This is a genomic window from Corynebacterium sp. HMSC055A01, from assembly GCF_001809405.1.
GTDB classification, from domain to species: Bacteria; Actinomycetota; Actinomycetes; order Mycobacteriales; family Mycobacteriaceae; genus Corynebacterium; species Corynebacterium hesseae.
Map to the genome: position 1 here is coordinate 91530 of NZ_KV797521.1, position 18785 is coordinate 110314.

General features: G+C 64.1%; 19 protein-coding genes. 3 read left to right on the forward strand and 16 right to left on the reverse strand.

Going from position 1 to position 18785, the window contains the following annotated elements; all coding sequences use genetic code 11:
* Window positions 1-162 precede the first annotated feature (162 nt).
* On the forward strand, window positions 163-2259 hold the full coding sequence (locus HMPREF2604_RS00890; protein ID WP_070562349.1) for a PhoX family protein: 2097 nt from the start codon (window positions 163-165) through the stop codon (window positions 2257-2259).
* Window positions 2260-2286: 27 nt separating this feature from the next.
* Here the strand turns inward: HMPREF2604_RS00890 and HMPREF2604_RS00895 are convergent, their stop codons facing one another.
* From HMPREF2604_RS00895 to dacB, 13 genes are read right to left on the reverse strand one after another with little or no spacing between them, the layout of a single operon-like run.
* Entirely contained in the window at window positions 2287-3234 is a 948-nt protein-coding gene (locus HMPREF2604_RS00895; protein WP_070562352.1) for a 2-dehydropantoate 2-reductase, read from the reverse strand.
* A 39-nt stretch (window positions 3235-3273) separates the two neighbouring features.
* Entirely contained in the window at window positions 3274-4005 is a 732-nt protein-coding gene (locus HMPREF2604_RS00900) for a pantoate--beta-alanine ligase (RefSeq protein WP_070562477.1), read from the reverse strand.
* A 23-nt stretch (window positions 4006-4028) separates the two neighbouring features.
* Window positions 4029-4706, reverse strand: a complete 678-nt coding sequence (locus HMPREF2604_RS00905; RefSeq protein ID WP_083299136.1) for a hypothetical protein — start codon at window positions 4704-4706, stop codon at window positions 4029-4031.
* The gene (locus tag HMPREF2604_RS00910) at window positions 4707-5900 is read right to left on the reverse strand and encodes a DUF4229 domain-containing protein (RefSeq protein WP_070562485.1); all 1194 of its coding nucleotides are present in this window, start codon (window positions 5898-5900) and stop codon (window positions 4707-4709) included.
* A gap of 5 nt (window positions 5901-5905) precedes the next feature.
* Window positions 5906-6379 carry a DUF3180 domain-containing protein gene (locus tag HMPREF2604_RS00915; RefSeq protein ID WP_070562355.1) on the reverse strand — a complete coding sequence of 158 codons (474 nt, stop codon included), beginning with the start codon at window positions 6377-6379 and terminating at the stop codon, window positions 5906-5908.
* 3 nt (window positions 6380-6382) lie between these two features.
* Entirely contained in the window at window positions 6383-6853 is a 471-nt protein-coding gene (folK, locus tag HMPREF2604_RS00920) for a 2-amino-4-hydroxy-6-hydroxymethyldihydropteridine diphosphokinase (protein WP_070562358.1), read from the reverse strand.
* A complete protein-coding gene (folB, locus tag HMPREF2604_RS00925; protein ID WP_070562361.1) occupies window positions 6853-7224 on the reverse strand; it encodes a dihydroneopterin aldolase in 372 nt (123 codons plus the stop codon). Before folB ends, folK begins: the two co-directional genes overlap by 1 nt.
* A gap of 4 nt (window positions 7225-7228) precedes the next feature.
* On the reverse strand, window positions 7229-8158 hold the full coding sequence (gene folP / locus HMPREF2604_RS00930) for a dihydropteroate synthase (RefSeq protein ID WP_070562364.1): 930 nt from the start codon (window positions 8156-8158) through the stop codon (window positions 7229-7231).
* Between the two features lie 5 nt (window positions 8159-8163).
* Window positions 8164-8754, reverse strand: coding sequence for a GTP cyclohydrolase I FolE (folE, locus tag HMPREF2604_RS00935; protein WP_070562366.1), 591 nt, complete (start codon window positions 8752-8754; stop codon window positions 8164-8166).
* Window positions 8744-11263: an ATP-dependent zinc metalloprotease FtsH gene (gene ftsH, locus HMPREF2604_RS00940; protein ID WP_070562370.1), complete on the reverse strand. Its 2520-nt coding sequence runs from the start codon at window positions 11261-11263 to the stop codon at window positions 8744-8746. The genes folE and ftsH overlap by 11 nt, the downstream gene beginning before the upstream one ends.
* Window positions 11264-11312: 49 nt before the next feature.
* Complete coding sequence (gene hpt / locus HMPREF2604_RS00945; protein ID WP_070532240.1) at window positions 11313-11900, reverse strand: hypoxanthine phosphoribosyltransferase; 588 nt, start codon at window positions 11898-11900, stop codon at window positions 11313-11315.
* Window positions 11884-12843 carry a tRNA lysidine(34) synthetase TilS gene (gene tilS / locus HMPREF2604_RS00950; RefSeq protein ID WP_083299137.1) on the reverse strand — a complete coding sequence of 320 codons (960 nt, stop codon included), beginning with the start codon at window positions 12841-12843 and terminating at the stop codon, window positions 11884-11886. The genes hpt and tilS overlap by 17 nt, the downstream gene beginning before the upstream one ends.
* The gene (dacB, locus tag HMPREF2604_RS00955; RefSeq protein WP_070562376.1) at window positions 12833-14119 is read right to left on the reverse strand and encodes a D-alanyl-D-alanine carboxypeptidase/D-alanyl-D-alanine endopeptidase; all 1287 of its coding nucleotides are present in this window, start codon (window positions 14117-14119) and stop codon (window positions 12833-12835) included. Before dacB ends, tilS begins: the two co-directional genes overlap by 11 nt.
* Window positions 14120-14188: 69 nt before the next feature.
* Here dacB and HMPREF2604_RS00960 point away from each other — a divergent pair, with 69 nt between their 5' ends.
* Window positions 14189-14662: an inorganic diphosphatase gene (locus HMPREF2604_RS00960; RefSeq protein ID WP_070522711.1), complete on the forward strand. Its 474-nt coding sequence runs from the start codon at window positions 14189-14191 to the stop codon at window positions 14660-14662.
* 197 nt (window positions 14663-14859) lie between these two features.
* Window positions 14860-15696 carry an endonuclease domain-containing protein gene (locus HMPREF2604_RS00965; protein ID WP_070562379.1) on the forward strand — a complete coding sequence of 279 codons (837 nt, stop codon included), beginning with the start codon at window positions 14860-14862 and terminating at the stop codon, window positions 15694-15696.
* 12 nt (window positions 15697-15708) lie between these two features.
* Here the strand turns inward: HMPREF2604_RS00965 and HMPREF2604_RS00970 are convergent, their stop codons facing one another.
* Genes HMPREF2604_RS00970 through HMPREF2604_RS00980 form a run of 3 tightly spaced genes read right to left on the reverse strand, consistent with a single transcriptional unit; the run spans window position 15709 to window position 18718 of the window.
* Window positions 15709-16638, reverse strand: a complete 930-nt coding sequence (locus HMPREF2604_RS00970; RefSeq protein ID WP_070562382.1) for a S41 family peptidase — start codon at window positions 16636-16638, stop codon at window positions 15709-15711.
* The gene (locus tag HMPREF2604_RS00975; RefSeq protein ID WP_070562386.1) at window positions 16635-18035 is read right to left on the reverse strand and encodes an FtsX-like permease family protein; all 1401 of its coding nucleotides are present in this window, start codon (window positions 18033-18035) and stop codon (window positions 16635-16637) included. Before HMPREF2604_RS00975 ends, HMPREF2604_RS00970 begins: the two co-directional genes overlap by 4 nt.
* Complete coding sequence (locus HMPREF2604_RS00980) at window positions 18032-18718, reverse strand: ABC transporter ATP-binding protein (RefSeq protein ID WP_070562389.1); 687 nt, start codon at window positions 18716-18718, stop codon at window positions 18032-18034. Before HMPREF2604_RS00980 ends, HMPREF2604_RS00975 begins: the two co-directional genes overlap by 4 nt.
* Window positions 18719-18785: the final 67 nt, after the last annotated feature.

The window sequence follows — 18785 nt, forward strand, 5'->3', positions numbered from 1 at the left end:
TACGCTGGCGCGATCCCGGTTCACAGAGTGTTCATCTAGCGGTTAGACAGGATCAACCGCGCGGTCATCTCAACCGTATTAACTCATGACGTCCGTTGCGACACTTCGTTGCGACATCCCCTTGCGCAACCAACGATTTTCGATTTTTGGAGCATAACTTTCATGGCACTCAACGGCCGTAATCTCTTGGCTAACATGTTCACCTCGTCTCGTTCTTCTCTTACCTGCACCTACAAGTGCGGTAATGCCTGTTTCGGCGAATGCGAGAACACCTCCGACAACCCTTACTTCGGCGACCAGTTCTCCCGCCGTACCGCCCTGCGCGCCGGTGGCTTGGCTGTCGTCGCCGTTGGTGGTTCCTCTGCGCTGGCTGCATGCGCTGCTCCGGATGACAACGGGTCTGCGGCGGGCGGCTCCTCCAACAAGACCAGCGAAGTTAAGGGCTCCGACATCGAGCTCACCTCCGCCGAAGGCATGCACTTTGAAACCGTTGAAGCCAATACCAAGGATGAGGTCGTCATCCCGAAGGGCTATGAGCAGTCCGTTCTGATTGCCTGGGGTGACCCAGTCATCGAGGGCGCTCCGGAATTCGACGTCAACAACCAGACCGCCGAAGCGGCGGAGAAGCAGTTCGGCTTCAACAATGACTTCGCCGGCCTCATCGAGCACCCGGATGACAAGAACCGCATGATCTACATGTGCTCGCACGAGTACACCACCGAGCCGATGATGTTCCCGGACTACGATCCGGAGAACCCCACCGAGGAACAGGTGAAGATCGGCTGGGCCGGTCACGGCCACACTATCCTCGAGGTGTCCAAGGTCAAGGGCTCCGGCGAGCTCAAGCGTGAGTTCGGCCCGCTCAACCGCCGCATCACCGCCACCACCCCGTTCACCCTGGTGGGCCCAGCTAAGGGCACTGACCTGGTGAAGACCTCCGCCGACCCGAAGGGTGAGAAGGTCCTGGGTACCCTCAACAACTGCTCCGGCGGCGTGACCCCGTGGAACACCATGCTCTCCGGCGAAGAGAACTTCGACCAATACTTCGCCGGCGGCGACATCAAGGATAAGAAGGCTGCTGAATCCCTCAAGCGCTTCGGCATCGAGGAAGGCCCGTCCGACCGTAAGTGGGAAAAATACGATGACCGCTTCGATGTAACCAAGGAGCCGAACGAGCCGAACCGCTTTGGCTGGCTCGTGGAGATCAACCCGCTGGACCCGAAGTCCACCCCGATCAAGCACACCGCCGTGGGCCGCTTCAAGCATGAGGCCGGCAACATCCACATCACCAAGGATGGCACCGTGGTCTGCTACTCCGGCGATGACTCCCGCTTCGAGTACGTCTACAAGTTCGTCTCCTCCAAGAAGTACAAGGAAGGCGATCTCGAGCACAACATGACCATCCTGGACCACGGCACCTTGTACGTGGCCAAGATGGAGGGCAACTCCCCCGAGAAGGAAATCGACGGCTCCGGTGTCCTGCCGGAGGACGGCGCTTTCGACGGCAGCGGCGAGTGGGTCAAGCTGCTGACCTCCGATACCGAGAACAACAAGTTCGAGTCCCACGTGGACGGCATGTCCGCAGAAGAGGTCGCCGTCTTTACCCGTGAGGCCGCCGACAAGGTGGGCGCAACCAAGATGGACCGCCCTGAGGACGTTGAGGTTCACCCGGAGACCGAGAAGGTCTACATCGCGCTGACCAACAATAAGTACCGCGGCGCCACCGGCGAGAACGCTAAGAAGAACAAGGAAGACGCCAAGGAATGGGCTCCGGTCAAGGAGAACAAGAACGGCCTGGTCATGGAGCTCGAGGATGACCACGCCGGCGAGAAGTTCACCTGGAACCTCTTCCTAGTCTGCGGTGACCCGCGTGAGGCCAGCACCTACTTCGGCGGCTTCGATAAGGAGAAGGTCTCCCCGATTTCCTGCCCGGATAACCTGGCCTTCGATAACCACGGCAACCTGTGGATCTCTACTGACGGCAACGCGCTGGACTCTAACGATGGCCTCTACGCCGTGACCACCGAGGGCGAGACCCGCGGCGAGCTCAAGTGCTTCCTCACCGTCCCGGCGGGCGCGGAGACCTGTGGCCCGATCGTCGACGATGACCGCGTCATGGTCAACGTTCAGCACCCGGGCGAGTCTGATGACGCCACCTTCGACAAGGCCACCTCCCACTGGCCTGATGGCGGTAAGTCCACCCCGCGCCCGGCCGTGGTTGTGGTGTGGAAGAAGGGCGGCAAGATCGGTACCGAATAAGGCACCGACGCTGCGTAGTGCGCACTCTTAGGCGGTGCGCAGCTGCGCCTCCAGCACCTCCTGTGCGAAGTCCCACAACGGGGTTGCAACCCCAGCTTTGACGCCCATGCGTCGGATCGCTCCGACCTGGGCGTCTAATTCGTTGGGCAATCCTGCTTTGATGTCGCGCTGCATCGAAGACGTGCTGTCCGGGTGCTGTTGGCGGGCAAATCCCATGGTCTGTTCCACCACGTTCTCTGGCAGCTCCACGCCGAGTGCGCGCCCGACGGCCTCAACTTCCCGCATGAAGGCCTCGAGCTGGCCGGGGATTTCCTGGCAGAGGTACCCAATCGGTTTATCCACCAAGGCGCCCAGAGTGCCTGTCGGGGTGACGAACATGGCTTTCGACCAGACGTCGACAAGCGCGGCGTCGTGGAATTTGCTGGAGGCCCCAGACTTTTTCAGCGCGGCCGCCAGCTCCTCGCCCGTACGGCGCAGCGACTCCGGCGCCTCAGCACTCAGCGGACCAAAAGCCAAAGCCAAGGGCCCTGGGTTGCGCTTGATCTGCGCCGGCCCCAGACGGGTAGCGTAAACGCGAGCGACACCGGCGAGGATGTTTTCCTCCCCGAATTCCTCGGCCGCCAGGTAGGGAATCTCGACCGAGTTGTGCGTGGTCACCACCGGGATCCCCTGCAGGGCCTCGCGGTCCTCCGCGCTGCCAAAAGTCTCGTTGCCTGGCAGCGCTTTCGACGCGATAATCGCTACATCCAGCCCACCCAAGAGTTCTTTGACCTCAGCAAAGGTGTGCGCAGCCGGGACCTTAATGACCTCGGTGCTGGTGGGTTCCGCGTGGGCGTCAATCAACGTCACGCCCGTCTCCCCCAGCACCCGTAAGGTCTCACCGCGAGCGACGAAGGCGACGTCGTGGCCCGCTGCTTTCAGTTTTCCGCCAAAGTATCCGCCGATAGCGCCGGCTCCCAGAATTCCAATCTTCATGCCTCCAACCTAACTGGTGGAGACCTGCGCCACAGACTTTTATCCGCGCTGTTCTAAGTTACGGAAGCCAATACCCAACGGCACGCCCGCGTTATCGATGAGCCGCACCCCACCCACGGTGGCAGCAATAAAGAGGCGGGCATCGCCCTCTGCGGGGGCTTCACCCAGGTCGCGTCCGCGCAACTCCACGTACTCCGGCTCCACGTTTGCTGCGGCCAACACTTCACGTGCCACGCGCACAACCTCTTCGGCTCCGGACTCCGCCGCGTACGCACCGGCGGTGAGTGCCGCCGACAGCGCGCTGGCTTGCTCGCGGGCCTCTGACGCGACGTCGGCGTTGCGCAGGCTCATCACCACTCCGTCCGGCATGCGCACCGAGGGCACGCCCTGGACACGCGCCGCGATGTGGAGGTCCGTAAAGGCCTGCTGGGTGGCCACGAGCAGCTCGTAGTCCTTCTCCCCCATGAGCACATCGCTGGGCCCCAGCGCACAGGTCAGCGCCACAATGCGGGTCAGCTCCGCGCTCACGTCCTCCATGCCGTGATCGGGTGCGAGGACCCGCGTGCGCTGGCTCTGCTCGCCATATCGCCACACTACGTCAACGCCGCCGAGTGCAGAGGTGTCCGTCTCTGGGTCCACAGCCACGACGACGATGCCGCCGCGCACGCGCTGCGCCGCCTGCACCAAGGCCAAGTGCCCCGCATGGATATCGCGGCCCAGCGGCACGAGCACCACACGCTTGCCCGTCTTGCGGTAGGCGCCGCCGACCATGCGGATGCGCTCGATGTCCTCCACTAGGAGTTGTTCTGCCACGGCGCTTCCTTTCTTACTGCCCACAGTTCCAGTTCTTCAATCTTCTCCTGCCCGCCCACCATGCGGGCGACGTCGCGGTAGTTGCGCGCCATGCCCAGCTCCACGGCGGCAGGATAAGCATCGATGATGTCCCCGGCGTCGAGGTCGAAGGCGCCGCCCATATAGTTTTCGATAATCCCCGCCTTTATCGCCGCCCACACGCTGAGTGCACCGAGCATCTCCGCGTAGTACAACCGTGCGGCACGTTCGGCGCGCTGCTCCTCCGGCACCGTTTCTGCGGACTGGGAAATCTCCGATAGCAGCAGACCAATGACGGTTTCCGCTACCTCATCGGGCGCGCTCACCGCATAGGAGTCAGCCAATGGTGCTGCGGCAATCGTCACACAGCCTCGTATTTCCAGCTCATCGAGTGCTTCTACCCCAACCAGCAACGAGGTATGAATAATAATCTGCCTATGGCGCACGTGCTTGGCCACATCCCCAACAGCTGCCTCCAGCTCTCTCGCCGTTGCAGCGATAATCAGTGCATCGAAGCGGTCCAACTCGGAGGGGTCCTCAAGGCTCTCGATGGTGTGGCCGGCCCACTCGAGGCGCCGTGCGAAGTTAAGTCCGGCTCGGGAGTTACCCCAGACCGCCACCCGCATGCGTGGTGCCTGCATCTACTTCTTGTCCCCCTTGTTCTGCTGCTTCCTGCGCGCCATGAGCTCCGCCACGGAGACCGCGCCCTCGCGGTGCTCATCGCTGCGGCGGCGGCCACGGGTGCTGGGCTGTGCGGTGTCAGCCTCCGGCTTGCGGTGGCGGTGGTGCGGCTGCGCGGGGGCAGGGTTCGACTTGACGTGCTGCCCGCCCGCGGCGCCCTGGTTCCACTGCACGGCCTGGAAGCTATCGGTCTTGAACTCCGGCGCCTTTGGCTGGGGCTGTGGCTTCTCAGCCTTCGGCTGGGGTTGAGGCTTCGGCTGCGGCTTCTGCTGTGCCGCCTGCGGCTGAGGCTGCGTTTCGGTCATTGGGCGAAACGCCGAGGGACGGTTCTGAGAAGGCTGCGGCGCGCCGAAGGGCGATGGGGCTGGGCGGGTGCCCTGCTGTTCTGCGGGTTTCGCGGCGGGCTGCTCGGCTGGCTTCTGAGTGGGGTGCTGAGCTGGCTTCGCCGCCGGCTGCTGAGCGTTGGCACGGGCATTATCCGCCAACAGGTTGTCCAGCGGGTTGCTCACCGGGTGGGTCGGCTGCGAGCCGAGGCGGCCTGCCACGGCGTCGGCAGACGGCGCGCCACCGGACTTCTGAGTGAAGTTCACGTTGGTGGCATCGCCACGCTCATCCACGCTCGCGCCACCAGCCTTGCGCTCCAGCTCCTGGATACGGCGGGCCTCCGCGTACAGGGCGGCAGGTTCGTAAACCCACTCGCGCCCCGAGATCTCCTCGATCTGGGCGCGGATGGCCTCCAGCTCAGAACGGATCTCCGCAAGGACCTGGCTGTTGTCTGCTGTGGAAGATCCGGAGGCTGTCAGCGAGGAAGCAGCGTGGGCGCGCTCCACCGCCAGAAGCTCGTTGGCTTCATGGGCCTGACGGCGGTAACGCACCACCAGGAAGAAGCCCAGAACCGCGGCCCACAGGGAAGCGAGCAAGGCGATCTTCAGCGCATTCGCCGAGCCTGAAATCAGCATGACCAGGCTGGCAATGACAGCGAGAATGACCAAGACGATGAGTCCGATGGAACCGACGTCCGTCTTCGAACCGGACTGGGAAGACTCCACCGACGTTGGCGGCTGGGAGTCCGGCTGTACAGAAAACTGGGTCGTCGGGCGATCATCCGGGGCCGACTCGTGCTGGGGCTCAGGGGCGTGGTTCGGACTCGTCATGCCCACTAACTTACCGCTTGTGCACCATCAGATGGAGGTGGCACCTCGCAGTGTCGCTCCAACACCACTCCGGCGACGCACATCGCGGCACCACCCAGCGCCGAGGTCACCACCCCGGCCAGGTCACCGGCCGCAGCAACGAGCTCGCCGGCGCGCGGCACGACATAGACCGCCATTCCCGCATAGGCCCCACCCACGATGGTGCCGGTCCACGCGGAGGCTTTACCGACGAGCAGGAATTGCGCGATGGTCATGGGATTCAGCTGCGAGTTATCCAGGCCGATGCCATGCTCATCGTCCTTGGCGCCGCGCACCTTGAGGGTCAACAGCACGCAGACCAGCGCCATGGCCCACAGGGAAATCGACACCGTTGCCGGGATGGCCAGCATTGAGCCATAAAAGCGGGTGGTGAGGATGGCGGCCGCTGCGGCCACGAAGAGGGCCACGCCGACGAGCGCGCCGATCGACGTCCTCTTCATCGCCTACCCCACTTCCTTCACCGCTGCGACCTCGTCCTCATCGAGGCCCGCGATGAGCTCGCGCACCGGGGTGCCGTTGAGTCGTGCGTGCTCATCCGCAGCCAACCACGGCACGAGCACGAAGGCGCGCTCGTGCGCATAGGGGTGCGGGAGGGTGAGCTCCGGATCATCAGAGGTAACGCCGTCTATCTGCACGATGTCCACGTCCAAGGTGCGCGGACCCCAATGCCGCACGCGTACGCGCTCGGCGGCTTCTTCCAACTTCTGGCCACGGCGCAGCAGCTCCAGCGGAGTGCAGTCCACGTCCACGATAAGCACTGCGTTGAGGAATTCATCTTGGTCGGTCACGCCCCACGGCGGGGTGGCATAGACCGGGGAGGCCGCAACGGTCTCGGCGGCGAATTCATCGAAAACGGTCTGCAGGAGTGCGCGGCGGTCCTCCATGTTGGAGCCGATGGACAAGACAGCGCGCATTAGCCTGCCATCCGCTTCCGGGAGCGGCGCGCTACGACGGCGACGTCGGCAAAGGTGCGCGGGATGGGTGCCTTCGGCTTGTGGATCGTCACCTCGATGGCGTGGAGGATCTCGAAGCGCTGCATCGCGGTCTCGGCGACTTCAGCGGCCACCGTTTCGATGAGATCGCGGGAGGGGCCTTCGACGATGTTTGCTGCGACGTCGGCAAGCTCGGCGTAATTCACCGTACGGTTCAGGTCATCCTCGATGCCCGCGGTGTCCAACCAACATGTGACGTCCACGATGAAGGGCTGCCCCGTCTTCTTCTCTTCCTCGAAGACGCCGTGGTAGCCAAAGCATTCCAGGCCGGTGAGCTCGATGCGATCCGCCATGGGCTTAAGCCCTCCCCAGCGAAGTCGAGACCACGGTTCCTCCATCGGCGCCGTTGGCATAGCTGCCGGAGGCATGCTCGCCGCCGGTATACGCCGCGCCCGCATTCCAGGCGGCGGCCACATCCACAGCATCGCGGGAGACGTCGACCTCGTGCACGCGCACGCCCCACGCTCCCATCTGCGCGGAGATGGCGGTCACGGCCGCGGTGGCCGGATCCGCGAGCAGCGGGCTGGACTCGGCACCGCGATCCTCCCGGATGGCGGCGAGGAAGCGCTTGCGGGAAGCGCCCACGAGCAGCGGGAACTCGCCCTGCAGGAACTCCGGCAGCGCCTTGAGCAAAGCCCAGTTATCCTGCGGGGACTTGGCAAATCCCAGGCCCGGATCCACCACGATATTGTCGTGGCTAACACCCTCCTGCAGGGCGCTATCGGCGAGCTTCGCCAGGGACTCGTGGACATCGCGCACGACGTCCCCGCCGTGGTCGGCCACTCCGGCCGCGCTGCCGAATTGGACGGTGCGCCAGTGCATGAGGCACACCGGCAAGCCGGTAGCCGCCATAGTGCGGTACATCTCCGGGTCGGCGGCACCACCGGAGACGTCGTTGATCATGTCGACACCAGCTTCGGCGGCGGCTTGAGCAACCGAGGCCCGCATCGTATCCACCGAGGTCTTGATTCCCTCCTCGTGCAGCGCCTTGATGACGGGCACGACGCGGTGCTCTTCCTCTTCGGCCGCGACACGCACCGCGCCCGGGCGGGTGGACTCGCCGCCCACATCGATCATGTCCGCGCCGGAGTCCACCAAATGCCGGGCGTGTGCGATGGCGTCGTCGACGTTAATCCAGCGTCCGCCGTCAGAGAAGGAATCTTCCGTGACGTTGACGATGCCCATGACCAGCGTGCGGCCGGGGACGGTGAGGTTGCTGACTGCCATGGAAACTAGCTCCTAATGAGGCTCATGACCTCCGCACGGGAGGCCGCATTCTTCTTGAAACCGCCGCGCACTGCGGACGTCGTCGTGGTAGCCCCCGGCTTGCGGATGCCGCGCATGGCCATGCACAGGTGCTCACACTCGATGACCACGATGACGGACTGTGCGTGGAGGACGTCCACGAGGGCATTGGCGATCTGGCTGGTGAGGCGTTCCTGGACCTGCGGGCGCTTGGCGTACATATCCGCCAGGCGGGCCAGCTTAGACAGTCCGGTGACGTGGCCGTCGGGGCCCGGGATGTAGCCGATGTGCGCCTTGCCGTAGAAGGGCACAAGGTGGTGCTCGCACGTGGAGTAGATGGGGATATCGCGCACGAGGACGAGTTCCTGGTGCTCCTCCGCGAAGGTCTTGTGGAGGACCTCGGTCGGGTCCTGGTGCAACCCTGCAAAGACCTCCGCGTAGGCGCGGGCCACGCGGGCCGGGGTTTCGCGCAGACCCTCGCGGTCGGGGTCCTCGCCCACGGCGAGAAGAAGCTCGCGGACAGCGGCTTCGGCGCGCTCGTGATCGAACTCGCGCTGCGCCGGGATGTTATCGCTCATTGGTCTCGCCGTCCTTGTACGGGTTGTTGCGGTATTCGTTGTCTCCCCAGCCGGGCGCGCCCCAGGCGTGATCCTCCGGCTTGGCGTGGCGGCCGCGGCGCTCTTGCTCGCGTTCGCGTGGCTGTGCTTGCGGCTGCGCTTGTGCTTGCGGTTGCGATTCCGGCTGTGCTTGTTGCTGCGGTGCAGCGGACTCCGGCACGCGCGGAATCTCCTGGGTGACCTCGTTGCTGGGGCCCTTCTGCTCTTCAGCCGGTTGCTCCGCCGCCGGCTGGGTCTGCTCTGGGGCCACGGTCTCATCGTGTGCCCCATCGCTTTCGGCACGGTCCTCGCTGAGCTCGCGGCCGGTAGGTTCGGTGATCTCGGATTCACCGAAGAAGGTGTTGCCCTTCTCCGGATCCACGTAGTCACCTGCGTGCTGGCCAAAGCTGAAGCCGATCTCCTTGACCGGCGCCGCCGTCCCGGCGGCGTCAGCGGGCTCTCCGCCGTTTTCCTTTGCTCGCTCCAGCTCCGCGTGGCGGCGCTCGCGGGCGGCACGGGAGGCGTCGAGAAGCGTCATGCGTTTCGGCAGCTCCTCACCGCGCTCCTGGGCCAGCTCCACCGGGGTCTTCACCGGCTCGCGGCCAGCCTGGCGCGGGAAGCGGGCGTCCTCGTTCGGAAAGACGTCGAAGGCCTCGCGCGGCTCGATGCCCTCGAAGATGCCCTCGAGGTCCGGGCGGCGCAGGGTTTCCTTCTCCAGCAGCATCTCGGCGAGCTTATCCAGGTAGTCGCGGTGCTCGGACAGGATGTCATAGGCCTGCTGGTGCGCGCGGTCCAAGAGGTACGCCATCTGCTCATCGATCTTGGCGGCTACGGAATCCGAGTAGTCGATGGTTCCACCGCCGCCGGCGTAGCTGAAGGGATCGCCCTGCTCCTGGCCGTACTTGACGGTACCCAGGTCCGGGCTGAAGCCGTATTCGGTCAGCATGGAACGCGCGATCTTGGTGGCGTGCTCGATATCGGAGGAGGCACCGGTGGTCGGTGCACCGAACACAAGCTCTTCCGCGGCACGCCCGCCCATGGCGAAGACGAGGCGAGCGAAAAGCTCGTCGCGGGTGTACATGCCCTTGTCGTCTTCCTGCGCGGTCATGGCATGGCCGCCCGTGCGGCCGCGGGCCAGGATGGTCACCTTGTAGACGCGCTCAATGTCCTTGAGCGCCCACGCGGACAAGGTATGGCCGCCCTCGTGGTAGGCGGTGACCTTCTTTTCGTGCTCAGAGATGATCTTGCTCTGGCGGCGCGGGCCGCCAACGACGCGGTCGGTGGCCTCCTCCAGCGCGTCGTAGGTAATGACGTTGCCGCCAATGCGCGCGGTGAGCAGGGCAGCCTCGTTGAGCACGTTGGCCAGGTCCGCACCGGACATGCCGGCGGTGCGCTTGGCCAGCTGCGCCACGTCCACTTCCTTGGCCAGAGGCTTATCCTTGGCGTGCACACGCAGGATCTGCTCGCGGCCGGCCAGGTCCGGGTTGGTCACCGGGATCTGGCGGTCGAAGCGGCCCGGGCGCAGAAGCGCCGGGTCCAAGATGTCGGGACGGTTGGTGGCGGCGATGAGGATGACGCCCTCACGGTCACCGAAGCCATCCATCTCCACGAGCAGCTGGTTCAGGGTCTGCTCGCGCTCATCGTGTCCACCGCCGGTGCCGGAGCCGCGCTGACGGCCCACGGCATCAATCTCGTCGACGAAGATGATGCACGGGCTATTTTGCTTGGCCTGCTTGAACAGGTCGCGCACGCGGGAGGCACCGACGCCGACGAACATCTCCACGAAGTCGGAACCGGAAATGGAATAGAAAGGCACGCCGGCCTCACCCGCAACGGCGCGGGCCAGCAGGGTCTTACCCGTGCCGGGAGGGCCGTACAACAGCACGCCGCGCGGGATTTTCGCGCCCAGCGCGTGGTAGCGCTCCGGATCATCCAGGAAGTCCTTGATCTCCTGGAGTTCATCCACCGCTTCATCCGCACCGGCAACATCCGCAAAGGTGTTGGTGGGCATGTCCTTGGTCAGCTCCTTGGCCTTGGAGCCACCAATGCCGAACATGCCGCCCGCGCCCTGCTGCATGCGGGTCATGAGCCAGAACAGCAGCGCGAAGAGGATCAGCATCGGCAGCAGGAAGCTGATCATGGAACCGATGAAGGAATCCTGCGTCACCTTGGTCTGGTACTTCTCCGCACCAGAGCCCTTCACCGCGTTAAAGACCTGCTCGGAGGCGCGGGCCGGGTACTTGGCAATGACCTCTTCGACGCCCTCCTGTTCCTCCACCGTCACCGGCTTCTTGAGCTTGAGGCGCAGCTGCTGCTCGCGGTCATCGATCTGCGCTTCCTCGACGTTCTTATCCGTCAGCTGCTGCATGGCCACGGAGGTGTCCACCTGCTTGAAGCTGCGGGCATCGTTGCTAAAGAACGTGAAAGCGTACAGCAGGATGAGAACCAGGCCCGCGATCGAGCCATAGCGGATGATGTTCTTATTTTTCATTAATTACCTTGCGAATTCGAGGCCTCATGCAACAGAGGGCAAGAAGAAACTAGTCGTTGCTGTATACCGCAGGCTCCAGCGTGCCCACATAGGGCAGGTCACGGTAGCGCTCCGCAAAATCCAGACCATAGCCCACGACAAACTCGTTGGGGATATCAAAGCCCACGTCGAAGAGATCCAGCTCCGCCTTGACTACCTCAGGCTTGCGCAGCAGCGTGACCACTTCCAGTGAACGGGGGTGGCGGCCCTGCAGGTTGCGGATGAGCCAGGACAAGGTCAGGCCGGAGTCGATGATATCTTCCACGATGACCACATCACGGCCCTCGATATCGCGGTCCAGGTCCTTCAAAATACGCACCACGCCCGAAGAGGAAGCCGAGTTGCCATAGGAGGACACCGCCATGAACTCCAGTTGGGACGGAATGGTGAGCTTGCGGGCAAAGTCCGTCAAGAAGAAGACCGCACCCTTGAGCACGCACACCAGAATGAGGTCATCATCGGCGTTGCTGTATTTCTCGGAAACGCGGTCCGCCATCTCTTGGATGCGCGCCTGAAGATCGTCTTCGGCGACGAGTACGTTTCTAATGTCCTCTCCATAAGGATTGGCGGGGACGGCTGAATCATGGGTGTCGTGCACGTAAGCGCTCCTTTGCTGACCGAGGCAATAGTGACAGTTTGCCACCAACGCGTGCGACTTCCAACCTTGTACCTCTCTTTTCACCACGGACGGCGACTGGCCCCTGCCCGTGCCACCGCGTGCACAGGGCATCGATGCCGCGCACCGCCTCGCGCGTAACCTCCACTCCTTCCTCGCGCAGCCACGTGGCAATCGCCCGGCGGCGCTTCGGCTCGGGAAGGGCTGCCAGCTCGGCGCAGTCGGGGGTGGGGTGGGTGGTGAGGAAGGCGTCGTCAAGCGCGGCGTCATGGGCGGCCTGGGCCAAAGCCGGCACGGGGTCACCGCCTAGGATCTCCTGCAGGCGCGGGAGGATCTCGCGGCGCAGCGCCACGCGGCGAAAGGCCGGGTCCTGGTTCTGGGGATCGTGCCAGACGTCCAGCTCCAGCTCCGCGCAGGCGGCCTCGGTCTGAGCGCGGCGCACGCGCAAAAGGGGGCGCAGCACGCGCACGCCCTCCACCTCGGAGCGCTCGCACATGCCCGCCACCTTCCCCCGCAGGGCGCTCAGCAGCAGGGTTTCGGCCTGGTCATCGGCGGTATGAGCCACCGCCACCTCGCCCCAGGGCGCGAAGGCACGGTACCGGGCGGCGCGGGCTTCGGCCTCCACGGAGCCGTGCTTGGCGACGTCCACCGGCAACACCTCCGCCCCCGCCCCCAATCCACGAGCCTGGTCGGCAGCCCCGCGCGCCTGTGCGGCCGAGCCTTCCTGTAGGCCGTGGTCGACGCAGAGCGCTGTGACCTCATGACCTTCTGCGACGAGGGCCGCGGTCAGCGCCAGCGAGTCGGCGCCGCCGGACAATCCCACCGCTATGGCGCGGGGGTGCTGCCCCACCACGGCGCGGGCGGCCACCCGGCAGGCCAAGAAGTTGGGGCTTTTACGTGGCCAAAAAGGTTTCTTAGAAGTCATGGAGTGCGGCGGCGAGGGCGTCTTGGGCCTGGCGGGCGGAGGTGACTTCGCCGTCGTTGACCAGGAAGGCGAAGGCATAAACCCGGCCCGACTGGCCCTGGGCAGTGCCGGTCAGCGCGGAGGTTCCGGTGAGTGTGCCGGTCTTGGCGCGCACGAAGCCGCGGGCGGGCGAATCGGAATAGCGCTCATAGAGGGTTCCTTCGCCGCCGGCGAGGGGGAGGTAGCCCAACAGTGGGCGTAGCTCTTCGGTGGCTACGGCTTGATCCGCGATGTGGGCGAGGAGGCCTGCCGGGATGCGATTATCGCGGGAGAGACCTGAACCGTCCTTTAAGGTGACGCCGTTGACGTCGATGCCGGCGCCGCTGAGCACGTCGAGGGTGGCCTGCGCGGCGCCGTCGAAGCTTGCCTCCGCGTCTTGGCTGATGGCCAGCTCGCGGGCGATGGCCTCTGCCATGACGTTGTCGGAGTCCTTCGCCGCTTGCTGCGCGCGCAAGGCCAGCGGCTCGGACTCGCTGGAGGCGATGGCCTCCGCGTTGTCGGGTGCGGGGGCCATGTCGGCTTTATCGGTACCCAGGCGTTTGGCGAGCGCGCGGGCGACGTCGAGTGCCGGCTCATGGGAGCGCGGGACGTCCCCGGTCTTCTCCCCGATGCGCCCGCCGTAGAGCATGGCTGGCTGGATGGGTGCGACATAGCCACCGTCGATATTGTCATCGTCCCAGCCGGGAGCCTGGTCGGGGCCGGCCCAGACGGAGGTATCAATGGATACTCGGTTGACGGTGCTCATGTGCTTCTTGATCTGCTCCGCGAGCTCATCGAGGCGCTCGTCCGTCAGCCACACATCGCCGGAGGCTTTGATGACCACGTCGCCATCGTTATCGCCCTTGACCACTTCCGTAGTGAGGCGCTCTTCTTCATCGAGCGCGAGCGTTGCTGCGGCGAGGGTGAGGACCTTGGTTGAGGAGGCGGGCGTGAGCGGCTTTGCGGGTTCGCGCTCCCACAGCACCTCGTGGGTGGTGGTGTCGATGACCTGACCGCCGAAAGTGGCAAGAGCCTTGTCTTTGCCCAGTTCATCCAACTTCGCTTTGAGCGCGGCGGTGTCTATCTCACCAGGCTCGACGGGCTGGACCAGCGTTTCGGGTTCTGCCGGCTTATAGGGTTGGCCGTGGTCCAGTTGATCGTAGGTGCGCTGGACTTCTACGCCCACTGCGGCCGTCGCCGCCACGACGCCGGCCGTGACGAGGGCCGCAGTACTCCACCAGACATGCTTAGCTTTCATCGCCCTTTAGACTAGCGCGGTAGACTATGCGGAGCACATGCCAACCTATTAGTTATGGAGGATTCAGCCGTGAGCGTTGAAGTAACCATCGAGATCCCTAAGGGCTCCCGCAACAAGTACGAGATCGACCACGAGACCGGCAAGGTCCACCTCGACCGCTACCTGTTCACCCCGATGGCCTACCCGGCTGACTACGGCTTCATCGACCACACCCTGGGTGAGGACGGCGACCCGCTCGACGCACTAGTTATCCTCCCGGAGCCGGTCTTCCCGGGCGTTGTCGTGGAGGCCCGCATTCTCGGCGTATTCAAGATGACCGACGAAGCCGGCGGCGACGACAAGCTGCTCGCCGTCATCGATGACCCGCGCTGGGAGCGCTACCAGGACATCAACGATGTGGAGCAGCACATCAAGGACGAGATCGAGCACTTCTTCGTCCACTACAAGGACCTGGAGCCGAACAAGGAAGTTACCGGCTCCGGCTGGGGCGACAAGGCTGAGGCAGAGAAGATCCTCGAAGAGGCTAAGGCTCGCTTCAAATAATTCGCACTTCTAAGGGACGTTTCGATCAAATAGAGGCCAAAATCCGGGGGTTTGAGAGGCCTTAGTTGATCGAAACGTCCTTTTTCTTTGTCACCGCGACAACTCCTCATTCGTGACGTACGATTCGATCAAATAGGGGGCCGAAAACAGCGGTTTCTGGGGGGCTTATTTGCTAGAAACGTACTCATCGGGGGCACATGAAAATTTTCGAGGGACGCGCGGGCACTCGCCGTGCGGCTAATGGCCAGGCAATCAAGATTTGTCGCGGTCTGTATTTATCTGCGGTGCCAACGCCGCGCGAGCTCGCTGAAGTCGTCTCGCGGCATTGGCCAGACTCAGCTCTGGATGGCTACTCCGCCGCCCAGCAGTATCTTGGCCAAGAACTGACTTTTCCGCTTCACTTCCTGCGCGCAGGAACGATGGCACCGAGCACGTACTTCCGGAGCCGACGGGCGCGGCCCAAAGCGCTGGGCAGCATGAATGGGGTAAACGTGTGTAGCCCGCTGCAATGCGTTGAGGCGATGGAGCACGAGGATGCCGTGGCCTTCATCGAGGCCTTCTTCGCTGGGCCGCATGGGCGCTCGCGCATCGAGACGGAACAGCTGGACTTTCGCCGCCTGCCCAAGCACACGCGTGAGGTGTTGGAAAAGGCCATCGTCGGGGCGGATAGCAAGCCGGAGCGCGACCTCACCCGGGGCCTTGAGCCCCACGTCAAAGTCCGCAACAACGTGCGGATTGGCCCCTACCGCTGGGACTTGCTCCTAGAGGAACACAAGGTGGCCATCGAGGTGGACGGATACGCCTACCACAAAGGCGAGAACCGGCAGCGTTTCGAGATCGACCGCCAGAAGCTTAACGACGCCATCCAGCGCGGCTACCGGCCCCTCCACTTCACCGCCGCCACGATCGAGCATCACCTTGACGTCGCGGTTCACCAGGTTCTCGCGGTCATCAAAGGGCGAGGCGAGCTCGTTCCTCCGCCGTGGAAGTGGCATCACTACTGGCGGTGGGAAGGCGAACGTTGGGCCAGCTAGCGTTGCGGCGTACTAGCCGCACTGGGAGGCGAGCCAGCCGTCGAGCTCGGATTCGGGTGCATCGGGAGCGATGGGGTCCTCGGCGAATTCCTCACCGGTGCGCGCCTTGTCCTTGGCCGTGGTGAGCATGAGTGAGCGTCCGTCCGGGTAGTCAATGACCGTGTTGGCGGAGGCGTAGCCGGCCGTCGGTTCGCCGAAGGTGCGCACGTTGTCTAGGCCGCGGAAGGCTAGGAGGGTGGCTTCGGCGGAGGAAGCGGTGTCACCGTCGGTCAGCACGGCTACCGGAATGTCGAGCTTGCCACCGGACGTGGTGGTGGGGGTGCCACCGCCGGTGACAGAGTTGCCGTCAATGACAACGTCCGTGGTCCCCATGCGGCTGACAAAGGAGAGCGCGGTGCCGTCCGGCAGCAGCGGGCTGAGCCCCGCGTACATCGGGCCCATGTCACCACCGTCATTGCCGCGTAGATCGACCACTGCGGCACAGGCCTCTGGGTGGGCGGTCAGACCCTGCGCCAAAGTATCGGCGTAGGTTTGGCCGTCATCGTGGCGGCCGATGGACGGGACGGTGGCGCGCAGGACACCGTCGTCGTAGTTGACGACGGGGGCGGTCTTCTCAATCTCCTTCTCCGACTCCGTACTAAAGACCTTGGAATGCTTACCGCCGGCGGCGTCGATGGCGGCATCGAGGAGCCCCGCGTTGGTCGGATCCTCCTCAAAGGCCTCACGGGCGCGCTGGAATTTATCGCTGTCGCCGTAGATGCCGTTAAGCGCCGCGGTATCCACCATCGCGGTGTTGATGCGCTTTTCGCTGGCGTTGAAGAGGAATACGGGTTTGCCCGCAAACGCCCCGCCATAGGAGGGGCCGAAGAAGTACACGGCCGCGACCACGGCGATGAGAGCAACGACGAACAGGCCACCGAAGATTTTCAGTACCGTTTTCATTCTTTTCGCCGTCCCGTGCGCAACACGTAACCGCGGAGAGGCTCCACAATCACGATGGCAAGGAGCGTAACCAGCCAGCCCACTGCCAAGAAGCCGAAGGCCATGAGCAGGCGGGCGAGTACATTGACGTCGCTTGACTCGACGCTGGAGAAGAACATCAGCGAGGCAATCCCGCCGCCAAAGAGGAAGCCGAAGAAACTCAATCCCACGACGGGCCCCATGACCGCAAGCGCGCCGGACCGGAACTGGAAGCCGCGCGGCACGCCCATGAGATCCAGGGAGCGGATGAGTTCCTTGTCTTCGAAGATGCCGGAGACCTGCCCCAGAATGATGGACATGGTGGTCAGCGTGAAGCCGAAGATGAGGGTTAATAAGACACCGGTGGAGATGTCTTTGAATACCACGTTCATTCCGGGATCTTCCTTGAGCACGAGAGCCAAGGCGTCGGAGCCCAAGGGGGCGGCAACGAGAAAGCCCGCCAAATAGCCGAAGAACGCGATGGCCGCACTCCGCTTCCATGCCGGGCGCGCATTGCCCGCCACTCGCTGGCAGGCCACGAAGTGCGCGGTGCCAGGAAAGAGAGACATGATGTGTGCGCCGAGCTGCAAGATAAAAGGGGAAATGAGGTTGATGCTCATCACCATGCCAAACATGACCACGATGACCATGGCGGTCGGCGGGCCCGCCTTTCCGGAGAGCAACACACCACCGATACCCGCGATGATGAGGAAGACGATGACGCGCCACCAGCGATAGGCCGCGGGCATCTGGCGCTTGGCCACCCCCAGGGGGCTCACGCGCACGCGCTGCATGCCGACGAGTGCCGCACCGATAGCCAACACAAAGAGCACACCGGCCACGGCTAGATAACCCCACCACGGGAGAAGAATCTCGGATACAGCAATAGAACGCATCTGGAAGTCCACCTGCGTAAAGACCGGCGCGATGAGCAGGCTGATCAGCCCACCGAGCACGATGCCGATGATGGCTTGCAGGCCCGTCTCCACGATGGCCATGCGCTCCACCTGGCGGGAGCTCAACCCCAGAAGACGCAGGGTGGCCAGGCGCTGCTCCCGGCCGGAGGCGCCGAGGACGGCGGCTTGGGCTGTGAGGTTAAACAGCGCCGGAAGAATGAAGGCGCAGGCCAGCAGGGCCAGGGCAAACCAAGGATAAAGAAAGGCCTCCATCTCGTTGCCGAAGGCCTCCTTGAGCGCGGGCGCGGCTTCCTCGACGTGCTGGGCGCGTTGCCAAAACATCCACGTACCGCCCGCGACGAGGAAGGCAATGGCGGAACCAATGGTCAGGCTCACAATGGCCAGCAAGGAAACAATTCCTGTTCCGGAGCGCGCACGAATGGATTCGCGCTGCAGGTCAAAGACTAAAGTCGCGGTGTTCATCGGATCACCTCGAGGCGGCGGTCATCGTGGATGATGCCATCGCGAATCTCCACGCGGCGCTGCATCCAGTCGGCCACCTTCGGGTCGTGCGTGACCATGACCAGGCTCGCCCCGGACTGGCGCACGATGGTGGTCAGCATCTGCATGACCTCGTGACCCGTGGATTGGTCCAGCGCACCGGTGGGCTCATCGGCGAAGACCACGCCCGGATTCGCCACCAGCGCACGCGCGATGGTCACGCGCTGCGCTTGACCACCGGAAACCTGCGCCGGGCGGCGGTCCGCCAAATCGCCCAGGCCCAGTTGGTCCAGCAGCTCCAGTGCTCGCTTGCGGGCGGCACTCCGCCCCATACCGTTGAGCATTGCGGGCAGCGCCACGTTGTCCACGTTGCTCAGCTCCGGCAGGAGCTGGCCATCTTGGAAGACGAAGCCGAAGTTGCGTAGGCGGAGGCGGGAGCGGGGGGCGTCGCCAAGCGCGGAGAGCTCCTCATCCCCGTAGCGCACGCTGCCGTGCGTGGGGGTGAGCACGCCGGACATGCAGTGCAGCAGCGTGGACTTGCCGGAGCCGGACGGCCCCATGACGGCCACGAGCTCGCCCGGCGCGATGTCGAGGGAGATTCCAGCGAGCACCGGGCCGCCGCCGAAATCCTTGGTGATGTCTGTCAGGGAAAGTGTCTGTGTCATGTCTTTCATTCCACCGTCTCGGGCTCGCTTTAAGAACAGCCCTAGCGTTGCTCTTTAAGGTAGTGCC

Coding starts and splice junctions, on each gene's coding strand:
- ftsH (WP_070562370.1), bottom strand. CDS start 11,263: ATGAAAAATAAGAACATCATCCGCTATGGCTCGATCGCGGGCCTGGTT.
- folP (WP_070562364.1), bottom strand. CDS start 8,158: ATGGCAGTCAGCAACCTCACCGTCCCCGGCCGCACGCTGGTCATGGGC.
- HMPREF2604_RS00965 (WP_070562379.1), top strand. CDS start 14,860: ATGAAAATTTTCGAGGGACGCGCGGGCACTCGCCGTGCGGCTAATGGC.
- tilS (WP_083299137.1), bottom strand. CDS start 12,843: ATGACTTCTAAGAAACCTTTTTGGCCACGTAAAAGCCCCAACTTCTTG.
- HMPREF2604_RS00970 (WP_070562382.1), bottom strand. CDS start 16,638: ATGAAAACGGTACTGAAAATCTTCGGTGGCCTGTTCGTCGTTGCTCTC.
- HMPREF2604_RS00900 (WP_070562477.1), bottom strand. CDS start 4,005: ATGGTCGGCGGCGCCTACCGCAAGACGGGCAAGCGTGTGGTGCTCGTG.
- folE (WP_070562366.1), bottom strand. CDS start 8,754: ATGAGCGATAACATCCCGGCGCAGCGCGAGTTCGATCACGAGCGCGCC.
- folK (WP_070562358.1), bottom strand. CDS start 6,853: ATGCGCGCTGTCTTGTCCATCGGCTCCAACATGGAGGACCGCCGCGCA.
- folB (WP_070562361.1), bottom strand. CDS start 7,224: ATGGCGGATCGCATCGAGCTCACCGGCCTGGAATGCTTTGGCTACCAC.
- HMPREF2604_RS00915 (WP_070562355.1), bottom strand. CDS start 6,379: ATGAAGAGGACGTCGATCGGCGCGCTCGTCGGCGTGGCCCTCTTCGTG.
- HMPREF2604_RS00980 (WP_070562389.1), bottom strand. CDS start 18,718: ATGACACAGACACTTTCCCTGACAGACATCACCAAGGATTTCGGCGGC.
- dacB (WP_070562376.1), bottom strand. CDS start 14,119: ATGAAAGCTAAGCATGTCTGGTGGAGTACTGCGGCCCTCGTCACGGCC.
- HMPREF2604_RS00890 (WP_070562349.1), top strand. CDS start 163: ATGGCACTCAACGGCCGTAATCTCTTGGCTAACATGTTCACCTCGTCT.
- HMPREF2604_RS00910 (WP_070562485.1), bottom strand. CDS start 5,900: ATGACGAGTCCGAACCACGCCCCTGAGCCCCAGCACGAGTCGGCCCCG.
- HMPREF2604_RS00975 (WP_070562386.1), bottom strand. CDS start 18,035: ATGAACACCGCGACTTTAGTCTTTGACCTGCAGCGCGAATCCATTCGT.
- HMPREF2604_RS00905 (WP_083299136.1), bottom strand. CDS start 4,706: ATGCAGGCACCACGCATGCGGGTGGCGGTCTGGGGTAACTCCCGAGCC.
- HMPREF2604_RS00895 (WP_070562352.1), bottom strand. CDS start 3,234: ATGAAGATTGGAATTCTGGGAGCCGGCGCTATCGGCGGATACTTTGGC.